This is a genomic window from Streptomyces ficellus, from assembly GCF_030406405.1.
GTDB classification, from domain to species: Bacteria; Actinomycetota; Actinomycetes; order Streptomycetales; family Streptomycetaceae; genus Streptomyces; species Streptomyces ficellus_B.
Window position 1 is genome coordinate 1 of the sequence record NZ_JAUEPL010000015.1, and the last position, 16,565, is coordinate 16,565.

14 protein-coding genes are annotated in these 16,565 nt (G+C 72.9%); 4 read left to right on the plus strand and 10 right to left on the minus strand.

The features are described from left to right. Positions 1 to 170 precede the first annotated feature (170 nt). The gene (locus tag QWM81_RS12560) at positions 171 to 914 is read right to left on the minus strand and encodes a LytR/AlgR family response regulator transcription factor (protein WP_290111911.1); all 744 of its coding nucleotides are present in this window, start codon (positions 912 to 914) and stop codon (positions 171 to 173) included. 98 nt (positions 915 to 1,012) lie between these two features. On the opposite strand from QWM81_RS12560, the gene QWM81_RS12565 reads away from it, so the two are divergent. After that, a complete protein-coding gene (locus QWM81_RS12565) occupies positions 1,013 to 1,672 on the plus strand; it encodes an anti-sigma factor family protein (RefSeq protein WP_290111912.1) in 660 nt (219 codons plus the stop codon). A gap of 15 nt (positions 1,673 to 1,687) precedes the next feature. Here the strand turns inward: QWM81_RS12565 and QWM81_RS12570 are convergent, their stop codons facing one another. From QWM81_RS12570 to QWM81_RS12595, 6 genes are all read right to left on the minus strand, one after another. Beyond that, positions 1,688 to 2,548, minus strand: coding sequence for an Fpg/Nei family DNA glycosylase (locus QWM81_RS12570; protein ID WP_290111913.1), 861 nt, complete (start codon positions 2,546 to 2,548; stop codon positions 1,688 to 1,690). A 141-nt stretch (positions 2,549 to 2,689) separates the two neighbouring features. After that, entirely contained in the window at positions 2,690 to 3,544 is an 855-nt protein-coding gene (locus QWM81_RS12575) for an amidohydrolase family protein (RefSeq protein ID WP_290111914.1), read from the minus strand. Next, positions 3,541 to 4,521 carry an aldo/keto reductase gene (locus QWM81_RS12580; RefSeq protein ID WP_290111915.1) on the minus strand — a complete coding sequence of 327 codons (981 nt, stop codon included), beginning with the start codon at positions 4,519 to 4,521 and terminating at the stop codon, positions 3,541 to 3,543. The genes QWM81_RS12575 and QWM81_RS12580 overlap by 4 nt, the downstream gene beginning before the upstream one ends. Positions 4,522 to 4,628: 107 nt before the next feature. After that, positions 4,629 to 6,053, minus strand: coding sequence for a wax ester/triacylglycerol synthase domain-containing protein (locus tag QWM81_RS12585; RefSeq protein WP_290111916.1), 1,425 nt, complete (start codon positions 6,051 to 6,053; stop codon positions 4,629 to 4,631). A gap of 102 nt (positions 6,054 to 6,155) precedes the next feature. Next, positions 6,156 to 8,339: a SpoIIE family protein phosphatase gene (locus QWM81_RS12590; RefSeq protein WP_290111917.1), complete on the minus strand. Its 2,184-nt coding sequence runs from the start codon at positions 8,337 to 8,339 to the stop codon at positions 6,156 to 6,158. A gap of 74 nt (positions 8,340 to 8,413) precedes the next feature. After that, positions 8,414 to 9,745 carry a DUF6777 domain-containing protein gene (locus QWM81_RS12595; protein WP_290111918.1) on the minus strand — a complete coding sequence of 444 codons (1,332 nt, stop codon included), beginning with the start codon at positions 9,743 to 9,745 and terminating at the stop codon, positions 8,414 to 8,416. Positions 9,746 to 9,981: 236 nt separating this feature from the next. Here QWM81_RS12595 and QWM81_RS12600 point away from each other — a divergent pair, with 236 nt between their 5' ends. Genes QWM81_RS12600 through QWM81_RS12610 form a run of 3 tightly spaced genes read left to right on the plus strand, consistent with a single transcriptional unit; the run spans position 9,982 to position 12,775 of the window. Continuing rightward, entirely contained in the window at positions 9,982 to 10,809 is an 828-nt protein-coding gene (locus QWM81_RS12600) for a YndJ family protein (RefSeq protein WP_435372360.1), read from the plus strand. After that, the gene (locus QWM81_RS12605) at positions 10,806 to 11,351 is read left to right on the plus strand and encodes a DUF1990 domain-containing protein (protein ID WP_290111920.1); all 546 of its coding nucleotides are present in this window, start codon (positions 10,806 to 10,808) and stop codon (positions 11,349 to 11,351) included. The genes QWM81_RS12600 and QWM81_RS12605 overlap by 4 nt, the downstream gene beginning before the upstream one ends. A gap of 11 nt (positions 11,352 to 11,362) precedes the next feature. Continuing rightward, entirely contained in the window at positions 11,363 to 12,775 is a 1,413-nt protein-coding gene (locus QWM81_RS12610) for a lipase maturation factor family protein (RefSeq protein WP_290111921.1), read from the plus strand. Between the two features lie 267 nt (positions 12,776 to 13,042). Here the strand turns inward: QWM81_RS12610 and QWM81_RS12615 are convergent, their stop codons facing one another. The 3 genes from QWM81_RS12615 to QWM81_RS12625 all read right to left on the minus strand — a co-directional run bounded on the left by QWM81_RS12615 (position 13,043) and on the right by QWM81_RS12625 (position 16,410). Continuing rightward, positions 13,043 to 13,213, minus strand: a complete 171-nt coding sequence (locus tag QWM81_RS12615; protein ID WP_290111922.1) for a hypothetical protein — start codon at positions 13,211 to 13,213, stop codon at positions 13,043 to 13,045. A gap of 246 nt (positions 13,214 to 13,459) precedes the next feature. Beyond that, positions 13,460 to 14,926, minus strand: coding sequence for an SDR family NAD(P)-dependent oxidoreductase (locus QWM81_RS12620; protein WP_290111923.1), 1,467 nt, complete (start codon positions 14,924 to 14,926; stop codon positions 13,460 to 13,462). Between the two features lie 344 nt (positions 14,927 to 15,270). Continuing rightward, entirely contained in the window at positions 15,271 to 16,410 is a 1,140-nt protein-coding gene (locus tag QWM81_RS12625; protein ID WP_290111924.1) for a transglycosylase family protein, read from the minus strand. Between the last annotated feature and the right edge of the window lie 155 nt (positions 16,411 to 16,565).

Consider the following 16,565-nt stretch of genomic DNA (forward strand, 5'->3'; position numbering starts at 1 on the left):
GCCGAGCTGTCCGCCATCCTGCCCGCCGCGGGCGGCGGTTACGGCTTCGCGCGCCGGGCGCTCGGCACCTGGGGCGGGTTCCTCACCGGCACGGCGATCCTCATCGAGTACATCCTCGCCCCGGCCGAGGATTGCCCGCCCCCTCGGCCGCGCGCCGGGTTGCCGCCGCGTCAGCTGCGGGCCTGGCGCATCAGGAGGTCGCGCAGTTGGCGGGCGTGCCGGCGGCTGACGGCCAGCTCGGCGCTGCCGACCCGTACCGTCGTCGTCCCGGCGTCCAGCCGCAGTTCGTCGATGCGGCGCAGCGCCACGAGATGGCTGCGGTGAATCCGTACGAACCCGCGCGCCGACCACCGCTCTTCCAGCGTGGACAGCGGTATGCGGACGAGGTGGCTGCCCTCGTCGGTGTGCAGCCGCGCGTAGTCGCCCTGCGCCTCCACATAGGCGATGTCGTCGACCGCCACGAACCGGGTGATACCGCCCAGTTCGACCGGGATCTGTTCGGCCGCCGTCCCCGTCAGCGCCGGCTCGGCCAGGTCACGGACGCGGCGCACGGCCTCGGCCAGCCGTTCCTTGCGGACCGGCTTGAGGACGTAGTCCACCGCCTTGAGGTCGAAGGCCTGGAGGGCGAACCCTTCATGGGCGGTGACGAAGACGATCAGCGGCGGCCTGGCGAACCCGGCGATCAGCCGTGCGATGTCGAGGCCGGTGAGCCCGGCCATGTGGATGTCGAGGAAGACGACGTCGATGGCGCCCTCGCCGTCGGGACCCGCTTCCAGGGCGCGGCCGATACGGCGCAGCGCCTCGGTCGCGTCGGTGGCGCCTTCCGCGCTGCGCACCCGCGGGTCGGCGCGCAGGAGGTAGAGCAGCTCCTCCAGAGCGGGCTTCTCGTCGTCGACGGCCAGTACGCGCACCATGGTGCGGAGTGTAGGCGTGGGCCGATTGAGCGAGAAGCGCCCGGCGTGCGTACTCGTTCACGGAAGCACATCACGTACCCGGGAATGAGGCACCCCCCATGAGTCTGCGGGAGCGGCATCACGATGTCGCCGCCTATGCGCTGGGCGTGCTGGAGCCGGCGGACGCGCTGCGCTGCGAGGAGCATCTGGCGCGCTGCGCGCCCTGCTCGGCCGCGCTCGCGGACTTCGCCGTCGCCGTGTCGGCGCTGGGTCAGCTCGCGGACCGGGAACCGCTGTGCCCCCGGCGAGTCCAGGGCACCGCGCCGCCCCGCCCCCGGCGGTGCCGTGCGGCGCGGGGCCGTCGCGCGCGGGGGCGCCGTGCGCCGGTACACAGGTGGCGGATGCGCCTGGCCGGGGTGGCCGCCGCGCTGGCCGTCGCGGTGCCGGGCGCCGCCCTGCTGGTGCCGGAGGAGGACCCCGCGCCGGTGCTGCGGGCCTCGGCGACGGACGCGGCCACGGGTGTGGCGGCGGCGGTCGCGCTGCGGGACCGGGAGTGGGGCACGGAGCTGGCGCTGCGCGTGACCGGGGTGCGCGGCACTCGCGTCTGCGAACTGGTCGTCGTCGGGACGGACGGCCGGGCGTGGCCGGTGATGACATGGGCGGCCAAGGACGGCGACGAGCCGGTCATGGAGGGCGGTACGGCACTGCGGCTCGGTGAGATCGAACGGCTGGAGGTCCGGTCCGTGGACGGCGAGCGGCTGGTGTCGGTACGGCCCTGAGGCGTTCGGGGGCGCTCACTTCAGCAGCCGGGACAGGCGGCGGTCGGCGAGCGGCTTGCCGCCGGTCTGGCAGGTGGGGCAGTACTGCAGCGACGAGTCGCTGAAGGACACCTCGCGGATGGTGTCGCCGCAGACGGGGCATGGTTCGCCGGTGCGACCGTGGACCCGCAGCCCGCTCTTCTTCTCGGCCTTGAGCCGGCCGGCGGCGAGACCGTGGACGCGTTCCAGCGCCTCGCTCAGGGTGGTGCGCATCGCCTCGTACAGCGCGGTGATCTCGTCCTCGGTGAGGTTCTGTACGGGCTTGAACGGCGACATCCGTGCGGCGTGCAGGATCTCGTCGCTGTACGCGTTGCCGATGCCCGCGATCAGGCTCTGGTCGCGCAGCGCGCCTTTGATCTGCCGCCGTTCCCCGGCGAGCAGGGCGGCGAAGGCCTCGCGGCCGAAGTCGTCGGCGAGCGGGTCCGGCCCGAGGCGGGCGACGCCGGGCACCTCGGCCGGGTCGCGTACGAGGTGGACGGCGAGGCGTTTGGTGGTGCCGGCCTCGGTGAGGTCGAAGCCGTCGCCGCCGGTGAGCGCGACCCGCAGCGCCAGCGGGCCCTTGCCGGGGCGGGGCGGCCCCGAGGGCAGGACGTCGCGCCACTGGAGCCAGCCGGCCCGGGCGAGGTGGATCAGCAGATGGAGCCCGTCCGTCTCGATGTCCAGGAATTTGCCGTGCCGGGCGACGGCCGTGACGGTGGTGCCGTGGAGTGCGGCGAGCGGCGGGTCGTACGTCTTGAGGACGCTGATCGCGACGGGCAGGGCGCGGGCGATCTCCTTGCCCACCAGGTGCTCGTCGAGGAACTCTCGCAGGGCTTCGACCTCGGGCAGTTCGGGCATGTCTCCAGCCTGCCGCAGGGCCGCGCGGCGCGCCTCACATGCCCGTGGGGCCGCCTCACCTGCCGTGGCGCCTCACATGCCGGGGAGCCTCACCTGCCGTGGCGCCTTACATGCCGTGGAGCCTCAGATGCCCGTGGGGCCTCACATGCTTCCCGTGGACAGGCCGTAGACCCGGGCGGCCGTGCCGGCGAAGACCTCCTGGCGCTCGTCGCCGGAGAGCCGGTGGGTGAGCGCGCGAGCGGTGGCGACGACCTCGCCGTACTCCGCCGCCAGGCGGCACACCGGCCAGTCGGAGCCGAACATCAGCCGGCCGGGCCCGAAGGCGTCGAGGACGGTGTCGGCGTACGGGACGAGACCGGCGGTCGTCCAGGTGGACCAGTCGGCCTCGGTGACCATCCCGGAGAGTTTGCAGACGGTGTTGGGGCGGGCGGCCAGCGCGCGCACGCCCGTCGCCCAGGGTTCGAGCGCGCCGCCGGCGATGGGCGGCTTGCCCAGGTGGTCGAGGACCAGGGTGAGCTGCGGCAGCAGGGCGGCGGCGCGGGTGGCGGCGGGCAGTTGGTGCGGCAGGACGACCAGGTCGTAGGGGAGGCCCGCGTCGGCCACGGTGGCGAGGCCGCGCAGCACCTCGGGGCGGAGCAGCCACTCGCGGTCGGGCTCGCCCTGGACCTGGTGGCGGATGCCGGCCAGGTGCCGTCCGCCGGGCAGTTCGCGCAGGGCGGCGAGCGTGTCGGCGACGCCGGGTGCGGTGAGGTCCGTCCAGCCGACGACGCCGGCGACGAGGTCGCTGTCGCCGGCCAGGGCCAGCAGTTCGGGGGTTTCCCCGGGGACGGTGACGGTCTGGACGACGACGGTGGCCGCGACCCCGGCGGCCCGCGCTTCCGGTTCGAGGTCGTGGAGGGTGAAGTCACGGCGGATGGGGGCGAGCCGGGGGCCGGTGATCCAGTCCTGGTCGCGCACGGAGAGGTCCCACAGGTGGTGGTGGGCGTCGATGATCACCGTACGGGGGCCTCCTCGGGCAGCAGTCCTTCGGCGCGCAGGTCCTCCCAGAGCGCCGGGGGAACGGGCCGCCGGTACTGGGCGACCGCGTCCCGGACCTCGTCGGCGGACCGGCCGCCGAGCAGGACGGACGCGACGGCGGGATGGCCGAGAGGGAAGCGGAGCGCGGCGGCGCGCAGAGGAATGCCGTGCCGTTCGGTGACGGCCTTCAGGCGCAGGGCCCGCGCGAGGATCGCGGGGGGCGCGGCGGTGTAGTCGTAGGTGGCGCCGGGCCGGGGGTCGGCGAGGAGCCCGGAGTTGAAGACGCCGCCGATGAGCACGCTGGTGCCGCGTGCGGCGGCCTCGGGCAACAGCGTGTCGAGGGCCGACCGGTCGAGGAGGGTGTAGCGGCCGGCGCACAGGACGGCGTCGACGTCGGTGTCCCGCATGAAGCGGGTGAGCATGGCGGTCTGGTTCATGCCGGCGCCGATGGCGCGGACCACGCCCTCCTCGCGCAGCCGCTCCAGTGCCGGGTAGCCGTGCCGGAAGGCGGCGTCCTCGTGGTCGTCGGGGTCGTGGAGGTGGACGAGGTCGATCCGGTCCAGACCGAGCCGCTCCAGGCTGGCCTCGACGCAGCGGCGTACGCCGTCGGCGCTGAAGTCCCAGACGCGGCGGTGGGTGGCGGGGACGGCGAAGCCGTGGGCGAGATCGTCTCCCACGGGTTCGCCGGACGGTTCCAGCAGCCGGCCGACCTTCGTGGCCAGGGTGTACGTGTCGCGGGGCCGACCGCGCAGCGCCTCCCCGAGCCGCCGTTCGGACAGGCCGAGGCCGTAGTGCGGGGCGGTGTCGAAGCTGCGGATGCCCGCGTCCCAGGCGGCGTCGACCGCGGCGGCGGCCTCATCGGGATCGACGGGGGCGTAGAGGTTGCCGATGCCGGCCGCTCCGAAGGACAGCTCGGTGACCGTGACGCCGCCGCGTCCCAGCGTGCTGTCTCGCATACCCCTCCCCCGTGCTCACCCGTACGCCATAGTCATCGGAGCACTGAGGGGAGGTCGACAGCCGTACAGCGGCGCTTTGCCGGCCTGACCGCAGCCGCAGCGCGCGATCAGTCCGATGTATCGGTGAGCTTCAGCAGTTCGGCGAGCTCGTCGGCCATGCATGCGGCGAGCCGGTCCACATCCGGTACGGCCTTGCCGTCGGCGACGAGCCCGATGTGCACCTGCCCTCCGTACGGGGACATCGCCACGGCCAGGGCCTGGCCGCGCGCCAGTGGCGCCATGGGGTGCAGGGCGCGCAGCGGCGAGCCGCCGAGCGAGAGCGTCGAGCGCGGCAGCGGCACGTTGGTCACCAGGACGTCGAAGAGCATCCGCGCCGCGCCACCGGCCAGCGGAGCACCGAACCGGTGTGCCAGCGGCGGGAGTTGATCGGCGAGCACGGCGACCGCCCCGGCCCCGCGGGAAGGCCCGGCGGCCTTGTTGCGGTCCATGCCGCGGCGTACGGAGTCCAGGCGACCGAGCGGGTCGGGGTCGCCGATGGGCAGGTCGAGGAGGTACGCGGAGAAGGTGTTGCCCGGGCCGGGCGCGCCGCCGGGCCTGCGCCGGGAGACCGGTACGAGGGCGCGGGGGTCGGCGATGGGCAGCCGCTCGCCGCGCTCCAGCATCCAGTGGCGCAGCGCTCCGGCGAAGACGGCGAGGAGGACGTCGTTGGCGGTGCCGCCGGTCACCCGGCGTACCCGCCGTACCTCTTCCAGGTCCAGGTCGACGGTGGCCAGCCGCCGCGTTCCGCTGGCGGCGGCGGTGAGGGCGGGCGTGCCGCGCGGGTCGAGCCGGCTGGCCCGTACGACGGAGGCGCCGACGCCCAGGGCGCGGCCCAGTTCCTCGATGCGGCCGCGCGCGGCGCCGGCGACGTTCAGCGGCCCGGGCAGCCAGGAGCGGGGCGGCACGGGGCGGGGCCGGCGGCGGCCGGCGGCGCGGGACGCCATGGCACGGGCCCCGGCGATCTCGTCGAAGATGCCGGCGCCGATGGCGATCGCGCGCATGCCGTCGGCGAGCGCGTGGTGGAGCTTGACGAGTACGGCGAAGGGCCCACCGGGCTCCCCGGTGAGCAGGTACATTTCCCAGGGCGGCAGCCCGCGTTCGAGGGGGCGTTCCATCAGCTCCCCGGCGAGCCGGACCGCCTCGGCCGTGAAGCCGCCGGGCAGGCCACCGGGCGGCCCGCCGTCCGAACCGCCGCCGTCCGAACCGCCGCCGTCCGAACCCGCGTCCGGGACGTGGATGTGCCGCACATGGCGGTGTACGTCGAAGGTCTTGTCCACGCTCCAGGCGGCGCCGCCGACCGGCAGCAGGACGTCCTGGACGCGCATCCGCAGCCGGGGGATCGCGGCGGCGCGCTCGGCCAGCAGCTCCAGTACGTCACCGGGGTCGCCGGGGCCGGGGTCGAAGCGGGCCAGCGCGCCGAGATGCATGGGGTGGTCGGCGGTTTCGAGGTGCCAGAAGGCCAGGTCCAGAGGTGCCAGCAGCTCACTGCTCAAGGGATCCCCATGTCGTGGAGGGCTACGGGAAGGCAGTCAATCGCCTTCGATCGGTTACGGTCAAGTACGATCTCTTCACGTACAGTTAACAACTGATGAGCGTCACATGTCGGGTCCGCCGGGCGCGGTGATTCCGCCGGGCGCGGTGATTCCGCCGCCAGGCGCCGCCAATCCGCCGGACACCGCCGATCCGGCAGGCGCCGCCAATCCGGCAGGCGCCGTGAATCCGCCGGGGATCGTGAACTCACACCACACGCACTTACCGCTGCCGCGCGAGTCCACGCCCCACACATCGGTCAGCCGGTCGACGATCAGCAGCCCCCGGCCGGAGACGCCCGACAAACCTGCCTCTCGGCGGCGCGGCAGGACGCTGGAACGGTCCTCGACCTCGATCCTCAGCCGCCGCTCGTGCCCGGCCAGCATCCGCAGGGTGACGATCGCGCCGCCATCGGTGTGCACCAGCGCGTTGGTGATCAGTTCGTCGGCGACCAGCTCGACCTCGTCGGCCCGCTGCCCCGCGCCCCACGCCCGTACCGCCGCCCTGATCATGTGCCGGGCCGAGCTCAGCGCCTCGGGGTCGCTCTGCGCCACGTGCTGCTGGAGCCGCCCGCCGGCCTGCGGGGTGTAACCGCCCTTGCGGCGCAGCAGCAGGATCGCGACGTCGTCGTCACCGCCCCGCTCGTCGACCACGTCGCACAGGTGGTCGGCGAGGCGCTGGAGGTCCTCCGGCCCGTTGCGCACCAGGGCGGTGAGCCACTGCATGCCCTCGTCGAGGTCCGCGCCCGGCTGCTCGACCAGCCCGTCCGTGTAGAGCAGCAGCGCCTGCCCCGGGTCGAGCTCCAGGATGCTGACGGGGTAGTCGAGCCGCCCGAACTCCGCCGACAGGCCCAGCGGCATCCCGCCCTGGATCGGCACCCGGCGGCAGCTTCCGTCGGTGTCCCGCAGCAGCGGGTCGACGTGCCCGGCGCGTACGACCTGCATCACGCCCGTCGCCAGGTCGGCTTCCAGGTAGGTGCAGGTGGCGAAGCGGTCGGTGTCCAGCTCGTGCAGGAAGGCGGAGGCCCGCGCCATCACGGTGGCCGGCGTGTGCCCTTCCGCCGCGTACGCCCGCAGCACGATGCGCAGCTGCCCCATCACCGCGGCGGCGTGGGTGTCGTGCCCCTGTACGTCCCCGATGACGGCGCCGACCCGCCCGCCGGGCAGCGGGATGATGTCGTACCAGTCGCCGCCGATGTCCCGGCCGAGCCGGGCGGAGCGGTAGCGGACGGCGATCTGCGCTCCGGGGACCTCGGGGATGCGGCGCGGCAGCATGGCCTGCTGCAACCCCTCGGCGAGGTCGTGCTCCTGCTCGAAGAGCATGGCGCGCTGGAGGCTCTGCGCGATGCTGCTGCCCAGCGCGACGAGGACGTTGCGGTCCTCCGGGGAGAAGCCGTTCTTGTCGCTGTAGAGCAGGCCGAGCGCGCCGATGGGCCGGGCCTGGGCGATCAGCGGCAGATAGGCGGCCGAGGTGATCCCGAGCCCGCTGATGTGCGGCCAGAGTATGGGGTAGGAGGTGGCGAAGTCCTCGGGCGACTCGATGAAGCGGGGCGTCAGGGTGCGGACGACCTCACTCATCGGGTACCGCTCGTCCACCCGGGTGTAGCGGGTGCCGGGCACGAAGGAGCCTTCGGGCCCGTCGGCGACCAGATGGATGCGGCCGGCCTCCAGCAGCCCCATCACCACACTGGTCGCGCCCAGGTGCTCCAGGCCGTGGGAGTCCTTCAGTACGTCGATGACGTCCTGGACGGTGCGGGCGTGGGCCAGCGCCGCGGTGGTGGACTCGACCACGCTGGTCTGGCGGCGCCTCTCCTCGTCGACCTCGCGGCGTGCGGTGGACTCGGCGAGCTCCTGGGTGGCGTCGCGGACGATGCCGATGATGCGCCGGGGACGGCCGGTCTCGTCGCGCCTGATGGATCCCTGGGTGTGGGTCCAGCGCAGCCCGCCGTCACGGGCGCGGATACGGAAGTAGGCGCCGTAGTGGCTGCTGCCGTTCTTGAGCGCCTGGGCCACCAGCCCGTCGAGGCGGATGGCCTCGCTGGGCGGGACGCGGGCGGCAAGGCTCGCGGGCCGCCCGTCGTACTCGGCGGGGTCCACCTGGAACACGTCGAGGGCGGCCCGGTCCATGTGCATGAGCCCTGTGTCGAGATCCCAGTCGAAGCTGCCCATGCGGTTGAGGGACAGACTCAGATCCGGGTGGGCGGGCCAGTCCTCAGGGAGCGACAGGGCGTCCGCTGCCGGATCAACCATGGAGCCACTCTGCCATCATTTGTCGGGTTTTTCGACTGCCGGTGGAGCCCCGGGCGGGATACGGGAGGTCGTCATCAGCCCTCGTAGGGCTCCGGTTCGACGCCTGGGCCGTATGGCTCCCCGGCCCCGTCCGGTGCTCCGGCGCCGTCCGGGAGGCCGGCTCCGCCGAAGGCACCGGGGTCACCGGAGATGCCGGAGCCACCCTCCGAGCCGCTCTCGGAGCCACTCTCCGAGCCTCCGTCCGGGCCGCCGCCCGGCCCGTCGTACGAGCCTTCGCCGGGGCTGCCTTCCGAGCCGCCGTCCGAGCCGCCGTCCGGGCCGTCCGGCACGGTCAGGACCGGTGGCGGCGGGGGCGGGGGCGGTGTGGGGCAGCCGGGCGGGACCCTCTCGCCTCCGTGGAGCTCCGTCGGGCAGTGAGCCGGATCCACCGGCTCGGGCTCGGCGGCGCCGGGGTTCTCCGGCTCCGCACGGCCCTCACCCCTGGGTACGTCAGGGGGTACGGACGCCGCGTCGCCGGGCCCGGCCGGTTCGACGGGCACGGTGGGGCGGGCCGTGTCGCCGCGCGGGGGTTCCGGTTCCGCGCCGGGCGCGTCGGCGGGGTGGCGGTCGCCGGGGGCGTACGGGGGCGGCGCGGCCGGCCGCTTGTCCTGCTCGCCGCCGGTGCCCGTCCGGCGCTCGATCCAGGTGTCGTGCTCGACGTCCACGATGACCAGGCTGGTGACCACCTGCTGGGTGGGCGCGATGATCAGCACCCGGTCGGGCCGGTGACCCGCCCACGGCCGGCCCTTGTGCACGGCGGCGCCCTGGGCGCCGACCGGCGAGCGCAGCGGGTTTCCGCAGGCGCACCGGACTCGCGGCGCGCCGTACTGGTCCACCAGTACGGCCGTCCCGGCCTGCAGGACGGACTGGAAGGCGGTGGCGGAGCCGTCGCGGTAGCCGTGGCCGGTCACCCGGGTGTCGGCGCGCAGGACGACGGGCGTCAGGCCGCGCAGCCAGGGCGCGATGCCGGCGGGACCGATCCCGGCGGCCTGGGCGAAGGCGCGTGCCTTGGTGTCGTCGGCGGTGAGGAGGCGGACCTGTTGTTCGACGTCACAGCTGGGGCGTGCGCGCGTGCCGGCGTAGAGGCCGGGCGTGGATCCGAGGACGGTGCGCACGCCGCCACGCTCGGCCGGCGGCGGCGCGCCGGGCGGACGGGGTGAGGGCAGGGCAGTCGAGGCGGTGAACGGGTCGGGCCCCTGGGCACCGGCCGGCTGGAGGCGCACCGTGTGGGAACCCGCCGCCGTCCCGGTTCCGGCGGCCGCGCCCCTGTCACCGCCGCCGCCGCAGGCCGCGGTCAGCACCCCCGCGGCCAGCGCCGTGAGCGCGGTGAGCGCGGCATGCCTGCGACGGCGTGTGGGTGAACGCACGCGGACCTCCCGCCCTCGTAAACCGACCGAACGAACGCCTGGTGACCGTGGACGGTTCTCGTGGCTGCCGCCGCGGCCTGTTCTCTGCTCCATGTCTGCGTTCCATGTCTGCCGGATGCGGACCTGCCGCGCAACCGGAGACTTTGCCCCCCACCGCCACTTGAACACGTTCAGGCGACGCCCTAAGCTCACGAATTGAACACGTTCAAGCAGAGGGGGCGGGGCGGATGTCCGTACTGGACGGTCTGGTCAATCCGGTGGTGATGCTCGGCATGCTGGTCATCGTCCCGGCGGGCCTGCGCCTCATCGACGGACCTGAGCTCACCGCCGTACGCCGCCTGTGGCCGCTGTTCGCGGTGCCCGGGGCCTTCTGTCTGTGGCTCCCGCGCGGAGGCGCCGCCACCGTGCTCGCCGCCTGCTACGCGCTGGGTACCGTCGTGCTCGCGCTCACCGCGCCGCGCCGCCTGCTCCGTACGCGGTCGGCCGCACCCGCCGAGATCGCCGTCCTGACCGCCCTGGTGAGCCCCTCGGTCGCCGCGCTGGCGCTGGTCGCCGAGCGGGCGGGGCACCGCCTGTTCGGCTTCGGCCTGGAGATCCTCGCGCTGACCGTCCCGCACTTCCACTTCGCCGGTTTCGCCGCCGCCCTGGTGGCCGGCCTGGTCTGCCGCACGGCGGACCGCCCGGCCGCCCGCTTCGCCGCCCTCAGCGTGCCGCTGGGCACCCTGCTCGTCCTCCTCGGTTACTTCCTGGACGACTGGGCCGAACTGGCCGGAGCACTCGTGCTCACCGCCGGTATGTGGGCCGTCGCACTGCTGACGTGGCGAGACGTCAGAGCGGGGGCCGGCGGGCGCGACCGGATCACGCGCACGCTGCTCGCCGTGTCGGCCGCCGTCCTGGTGGTGACCATGCTGCTCGCGCTGAGCTGGGCGCTCGGCGAGGCGACCGGACTGCCACACCCGAACCTGACCTGGATGGCCGCCACCCACGGCCTCGGCAACGCACTCGGCTTCGCACTGTGCTCGGTACTGGCCTGGCGACGACTGAAGGGACCCGTCACCACATGACCCGCCTGATCCGCAGCCTCAGCACCACGCCCGCACCGCCCGCGTTCAACTACCCCGACGTCGGCGCCACGCGCACCCGCCCGCTGCCCACCGGCTACCACCACCTGCACCACGAGGCCCTGATCGGCAGCGGCCGGGAGGTCTTCGAACGGGCCGGCGCGGCGGTCACCACCTGGCGGATGCACCGCGCGGCCAGCGCCCGCATGCGTACCGGTTCGGCGCGGGCCGAGCCCGGCACGGCCGTCTACGTCTCCCTCGGCGCCGGGCCGCTGCGGATCACCGCCCCGTGCGAGGTGGTCTGGACGGCGTACGAGGAGCGGCGCACCGGCTTCGCGTACGGGACCCGGGAAGGGCACCCGGAGAGCGGCGAGGAGTCGTTCGTGGTGGAGCTGCGGGCGGACGGCTCGGTGTGGTTCACGGTGACCGCCTTCAGCCGGCCCGGCCGCTGGTACACACAGGCGGCCGGTCCGCTCGCCCGCGCGCTCCAGCACGGGTACGCGCGCCACCTCGGCCGGACGCTGCGGAAGATCGCCGATCGCTGATACTGGGATTGATGGATTGGTTCTGGTTCACCTCGTCCGATTACTGGCTGAGCCGACTGGTCTTCCAGCGGGCCCTGGCCGGTGTGTACCTGGTCGCGTTCCTGTGCGCCGCCCTCCAATTCAGGGCCCTGATCGGGGAACGCGGCATGCTGCCGGTGCCTCAGTACGTGGGCCGGATTCCGTTCCGCATGGCGCCGAGCGTTTTCCACTGGCATTACTCGGACCGGTTCTTCGCGGGCTGCGCCTGGGCCGGGGCGGCGCTGTCCGCCGCGATGATCGCCGGGGCGGGCGACGCGGTGCCGCTCGCCGTGTCGATGCTGATGTGGGCGGTGCTGTGGGCGCTGTACCTGTCGATCGTCAACGTCGGACAGACCTGGTACGGCTTCGGCTGGGAGACACTCCTGCTGGAGACCGGCTTCCTCGCCGTCTTCCTGGGCAACGAGGACACCGCGCCGCCGGTGCTGATCCTGTTCCTGCTGCGCTGGCTGCTGTTCCGGGTGGAGTTCGGCGCGGGCCTGATCAAGCTGCGTGGCGACCCGTGCTGGCGCGATCTGACCTGCCTGTACTACCACCACGAGACCCAGCCGATGCCCGGCCCGCTGAGCTGGTTCTTCCACCACCTGCCCACACCGCTGCACCGGGTGGAAGCCGCGGCCAACCATGTGACGCAGCTCGTCGTACCGGTCCTGCTCTTCACCCCGCAGCCGGTGGCGAGCGTGGCGGCGGGGCTGATCATCGTGACCCAGCTGTGGCTGGTGCTGTCGGGCAATTTCTCCTGGCTGAACTGGATCACCATCGTGCTCGCCCTGTCGGCCGTCGACGGCTCGCTCTTCGTCGAGTCGCCCGCGATGCCCGCTCCCCCGCTCTGGTACGGCATCCTCGTCATCGCCGTCACCGCCCTGGTGGTGGTCCTCAGCCGGCATCCGGCCCGCAACCTGGTCTCCCGCCACCAGGCCATGAACCGCTCCTTCGACCCGCTGCACCTGGTCAACACCTATGGGGCCTTCGGGACGGTCGGGCGCATCCGGCACGAGATCGTGATCGAGGGCACGGACGAGGAGAGCGTCCACGCGGGCACGGTGTGGCGGGAGTACGAGTTCAAGGGCAAGCCCGGCGACGTACGGCGGCTGCCGCGCCAGTACGCCCCCTACCATCTGCGCCTGGACTGGCTGATGTGGTTCGCGGCGCTCTCCCCCGCGTACGCCTACTCCTGGTTCGGGTCCTTCGTGGAGCGGCTGCTCGAAGGGGACCGGGACACGCTGCGCCTGCTGCGCCACAATCCCTTCCCGGACGACCCTCCCGTATGGCTGCGTGCCAGGCTGTACCGCTACCGCTTCACGACATGGCCTGAACTGCGCTCCACGGGCGCCTGGTGGCACCGGACCTATGTACGGGAGTTCCTGCCGCCGAGCCGACTGTCCTGACCCTCCGTGAAGCCCGGGTCAAGGGTGGCCGGTACCGCAGGGGCTGCTGTAACTTTCGGCACCGGTGAGGCGGGCCGAGCGGATGCCGATGACGTTCGGCCGTCTCCCCTGTCCGGCCCTTCCGCGTCTCTTTTCCGCCCCTCTGCTCCGCGCCTGTGTTCCGCCCCGCTTGCGCTGTACGGGGGCCGGCATGGCGCGTGCCCCCCGCCGGTGTGGCGGGGGGCACGCGTCATGCCGTACGGATCAACGGGTCGGCGCGGCGGCGGATCAGTCGATACCGGGCAGGATGTGCGGCTCGGCGAGGTCGTCCTCGTAACCGGCCAGCCGGATCGGGGCCGAACGGGCCCACACTTCAAGGCTGCCGAGCGTGTCGGGCCTGGTGAATCTCTCACCGTGTTCTGTCGGCCGCTGCTCCTGCGTCGTGAGTTCTGGTGTCACCGCGCACTCCTTAGTGTCGCGAACCTATGAGGACATGTACTGCCGTCGGTCGCGGTGGCGCCGGTACTCGGGCGGGACCGCAGCCTTGGTGACAGGCTTGTCCCCGGGTCCGCCGTGAGAGGTTTCGTGGATCCCTGGCGGCGGACCGTTCGCTTCAGGTTAACCAAATGAGCACGCTTCCGCTCGATGGAACGCGTCACATAGTCAGGATCCGGACACCCTGGGTGCATCCGGGCACCGGGCTCATCACCACTTGCCGGGCGCGTAGTCCTTGAGGAAGCAGCCGTACAGATCCTCGCCCATCTCGCCGCGCACGATCGGGTCGTAGACCCGGGCGGCGCCGTCGATGAGGTCCAGGGGGGCGTGGAAGCCGGCCTCGGCGAGCCGCATCTTGTCGGGGTGCGGGCGCTCGTCGGTGATCCAGCCCGTGTCGACCGCGGTCATCAGGATGCGGTCGGACTCGAACATCTCCTGGGCGCTGGTGCGCGTCAGCATGTTGAGCGCGGCCTTGGCCATGTTGGTGTGCGGGTGTCCGGCGCCCTTGTAACCGCGGCTGAACACCCCTTCCATGGCGGAGACGTTCACCACGTACGTACGCCTGGCCGAAGACGCGGCCATCGACCGGCGGAGCCGGCTGATCAGGATGAACGGCGCGGTGGAGTTGCACAGCTGGACTTCGAGCAGTTCGACCGGGTCGACGTCGGAGACGGTCTGGATCCAGCTGTTGGTGTCGTGCAGGTCCGGCACCAGGCCGCCGGCGTCGATCGCGGTGCCCGCGGCGATCCGCTCCAGGGACGCCGAACCGCTCACCAGCGCGAGATCGGTGACGTCCTGGGCGGTGAGGCCCTCGCCGCCGAGCCCCGAGGGCAGCGCGGCCATGGTCTCCACTGCGCCGCTGCCGAAGGTGCCGATGACCTCGGCGGACGGCAGCTCGCCCGCGGGCAGCGGGGCGGACTCGGCGGTCACCAGCTCGCGGTACGCCTGCGGGGAGCGGCGTACGGTCTGCGCGGCGTTGTTGATCAGGATGTCCAGCGGACCCTCGGCGGCGACCGAGTCGGCGAGCGCGACGACCTGTGCCGGGTCGCGCAGATCGATGCCCACGATCTTCAGGCGGTGGATCCACTCGTCACTGTCCGGCATGGCCTTGAAGCGGCGGATCGCGTCGTTGGGAAACCGGGTGGTGATGGTGGTGTGGGCGCCGTCACGGAGCAGCCGCAGCGCGATGTACATGCCGATCTTGGCGCGGCCACCGGTGAGCAGGGCGCGCCTGCCGGTCAGGTCGGTGCGGGCATCGCGCTTGGCGCGGTTCTCGGCGGCGCACTTCTGGCACAGCTGGTGGTAGAAGGCGTCGACCTCGACGTACCGGGTCTTGCAGATGTAGCAGGAGCGGGGGCGCTGGAGTACGCCCGCGATCTCGCCGACGACGGAGGAGGACGGCAGCAGGCCCTGCGTCTCGTCGTCGATCCGCTCGGCGGAGCCGGTGGCGGTGGCCTCGGTGACCGCCTTGTCGTGGGCGGTCTTGGCGGCCCGGCGCTCCTGGCGGCGGCGCTGCTTCACGGAGCGGTAGATCCCGGCCGTGGCGCGCCGGACGGCGATCGCATCCGGGTGGTCGACGTCCAGCTTGTCCAGCTCTTCGAGGACGCTCAGGCAGACGGCCAGACGCTCGGGGTCGATTCCCGGCCCATACGCCTGGTTCTCTTCTGTCACCGTCATGGCCGTTGCCGTTCCTCGATCACTCGTTTGCCGCGTTTACTTTTCAAAGCTTCCAAAAGCCGAACTTTACGTCAGCGGACGCCGCGGCCGCCAAACGGGCGCAGGGCGCCTGCGGGGCCGGCCGCCTGGTGCGGCCGCCAGGGTCGCTGATGATCGCGTTCGTGCTGCCGAAGGCCGCGGCGGGGCCGGGGGGCGGCGGCCGTCAGGTGGGCCCTTCCGGCGCGCCCCGGCGAGCACCGTGATCGCGTGGACGCGTGCGGTGCGGTGTGGCCCTCATCCGGTGTGGCCCTGATCCGGTGTGGCCCTCATCCGGTGTGGCCCTGAGGCTGCTCAGGGCCGTACCGTCACACCCGGACGCCGCCCGCCCGGAGGTAGGCGAGGGGGTCGATGTCGGAGCCGTATCCCGGTCCCGTACGGACCTCGAAGTGGAGATGCGGTCCGGTGCTGTTGCCGGTCGAACCGGAACGGGCGATCCGCTGGCCGCTGTTGACCTGCTGGCCTTCCCGTACGGTGAGCGCGGAGAGGTGCGCGTACTGGCTGTACCTGCCGTCGTGGTGGCGGATGACGACCTGGTAGCCGTACGCGCCGCCCCACCCGGCGGAGACGACGCGGCCGGAGGCCACGGCCTTCACCGCGGTGCCGGTGGGGACCGGGAAGTCCACGCCGGTGTGGTAGCCGCTGGACCAGCCGGAGCCGGCCTTGCGGTACGCGGTGCTGGGTCCGGCGTCGACGGGCGCGCTGAATCCGGCGGTGCGCGGTGGGGCGGCGGGCTTGGGCGGCGCGGTGGGCGGCTTGGCCGGGGCCGGGGCGGCCGTGGGCGGCTTGGCCGCGGGGGGCGCCGTCGTCGTACGCAGGGTGAGTCTCTGCCCCGGGAAGATCAGGTCGGGGTCACTGCCGATGACCGTGCGGTTGGCGGCGTACAGGCGCTCCCAGCCGCCCTTGACCTTCTCTTCGTCGGCGATACGGGACAGCGAGTCGCCGCGCGCCACCGTGTAACTCTCGCGCACCGTGGGCACGGTGGTGGGCGTCGCGGCCGGGGCCGAGGCCTTGCGGGGTGACACGGTGGTCGTGGGCTGCCCCTGGGGTGCAATGTCGGGCGCGTCGCCGCCACGGGCGAGCCCCGCCTTCACCGAGCAGGTCGGCCAGGCGCTCGGGCCTTGCCCCTTGAGCACCTTCTCGGCGATCGCGATCTGCTGGTCCCTGGTGGCGAGGTCGGCCCGCGGCGCGTAGCGCGTGCCGCCGTACGCCTCCCAGGTTGACTGGCTGAACTGGAGGCCGCCGTAGTAGCCGTTGCCCGTGTTGACCTGCCAGTCGTTGGTGGACTCGCAGGCGGCGACCTTCTCCCACACGTCCACCGACGCCGCGTGCGCCGAACCCGCCCCTATCAGCGGCAGAGCCATCCCGGCACCGCTCGCGGTGACGGTGAGCGATGCCCGGTTGATACGGCTCGGCTGATACCGCCGGTGTCGTCCGCGTACGGCCATGGGTGGTCCCCCCTTGCACAGGTCAGAAGCCCGCCCAAATTAGAGGCTGGGAACGGGCCTGACAAGGGGGCGTGCTCGTCGCCAAGTGCCCGTCGCGCGCCGCCTTTTGGCGCAGCGCGCCGGTGCCCGCGACAGCGGCCGGCCAGATGAGCGGT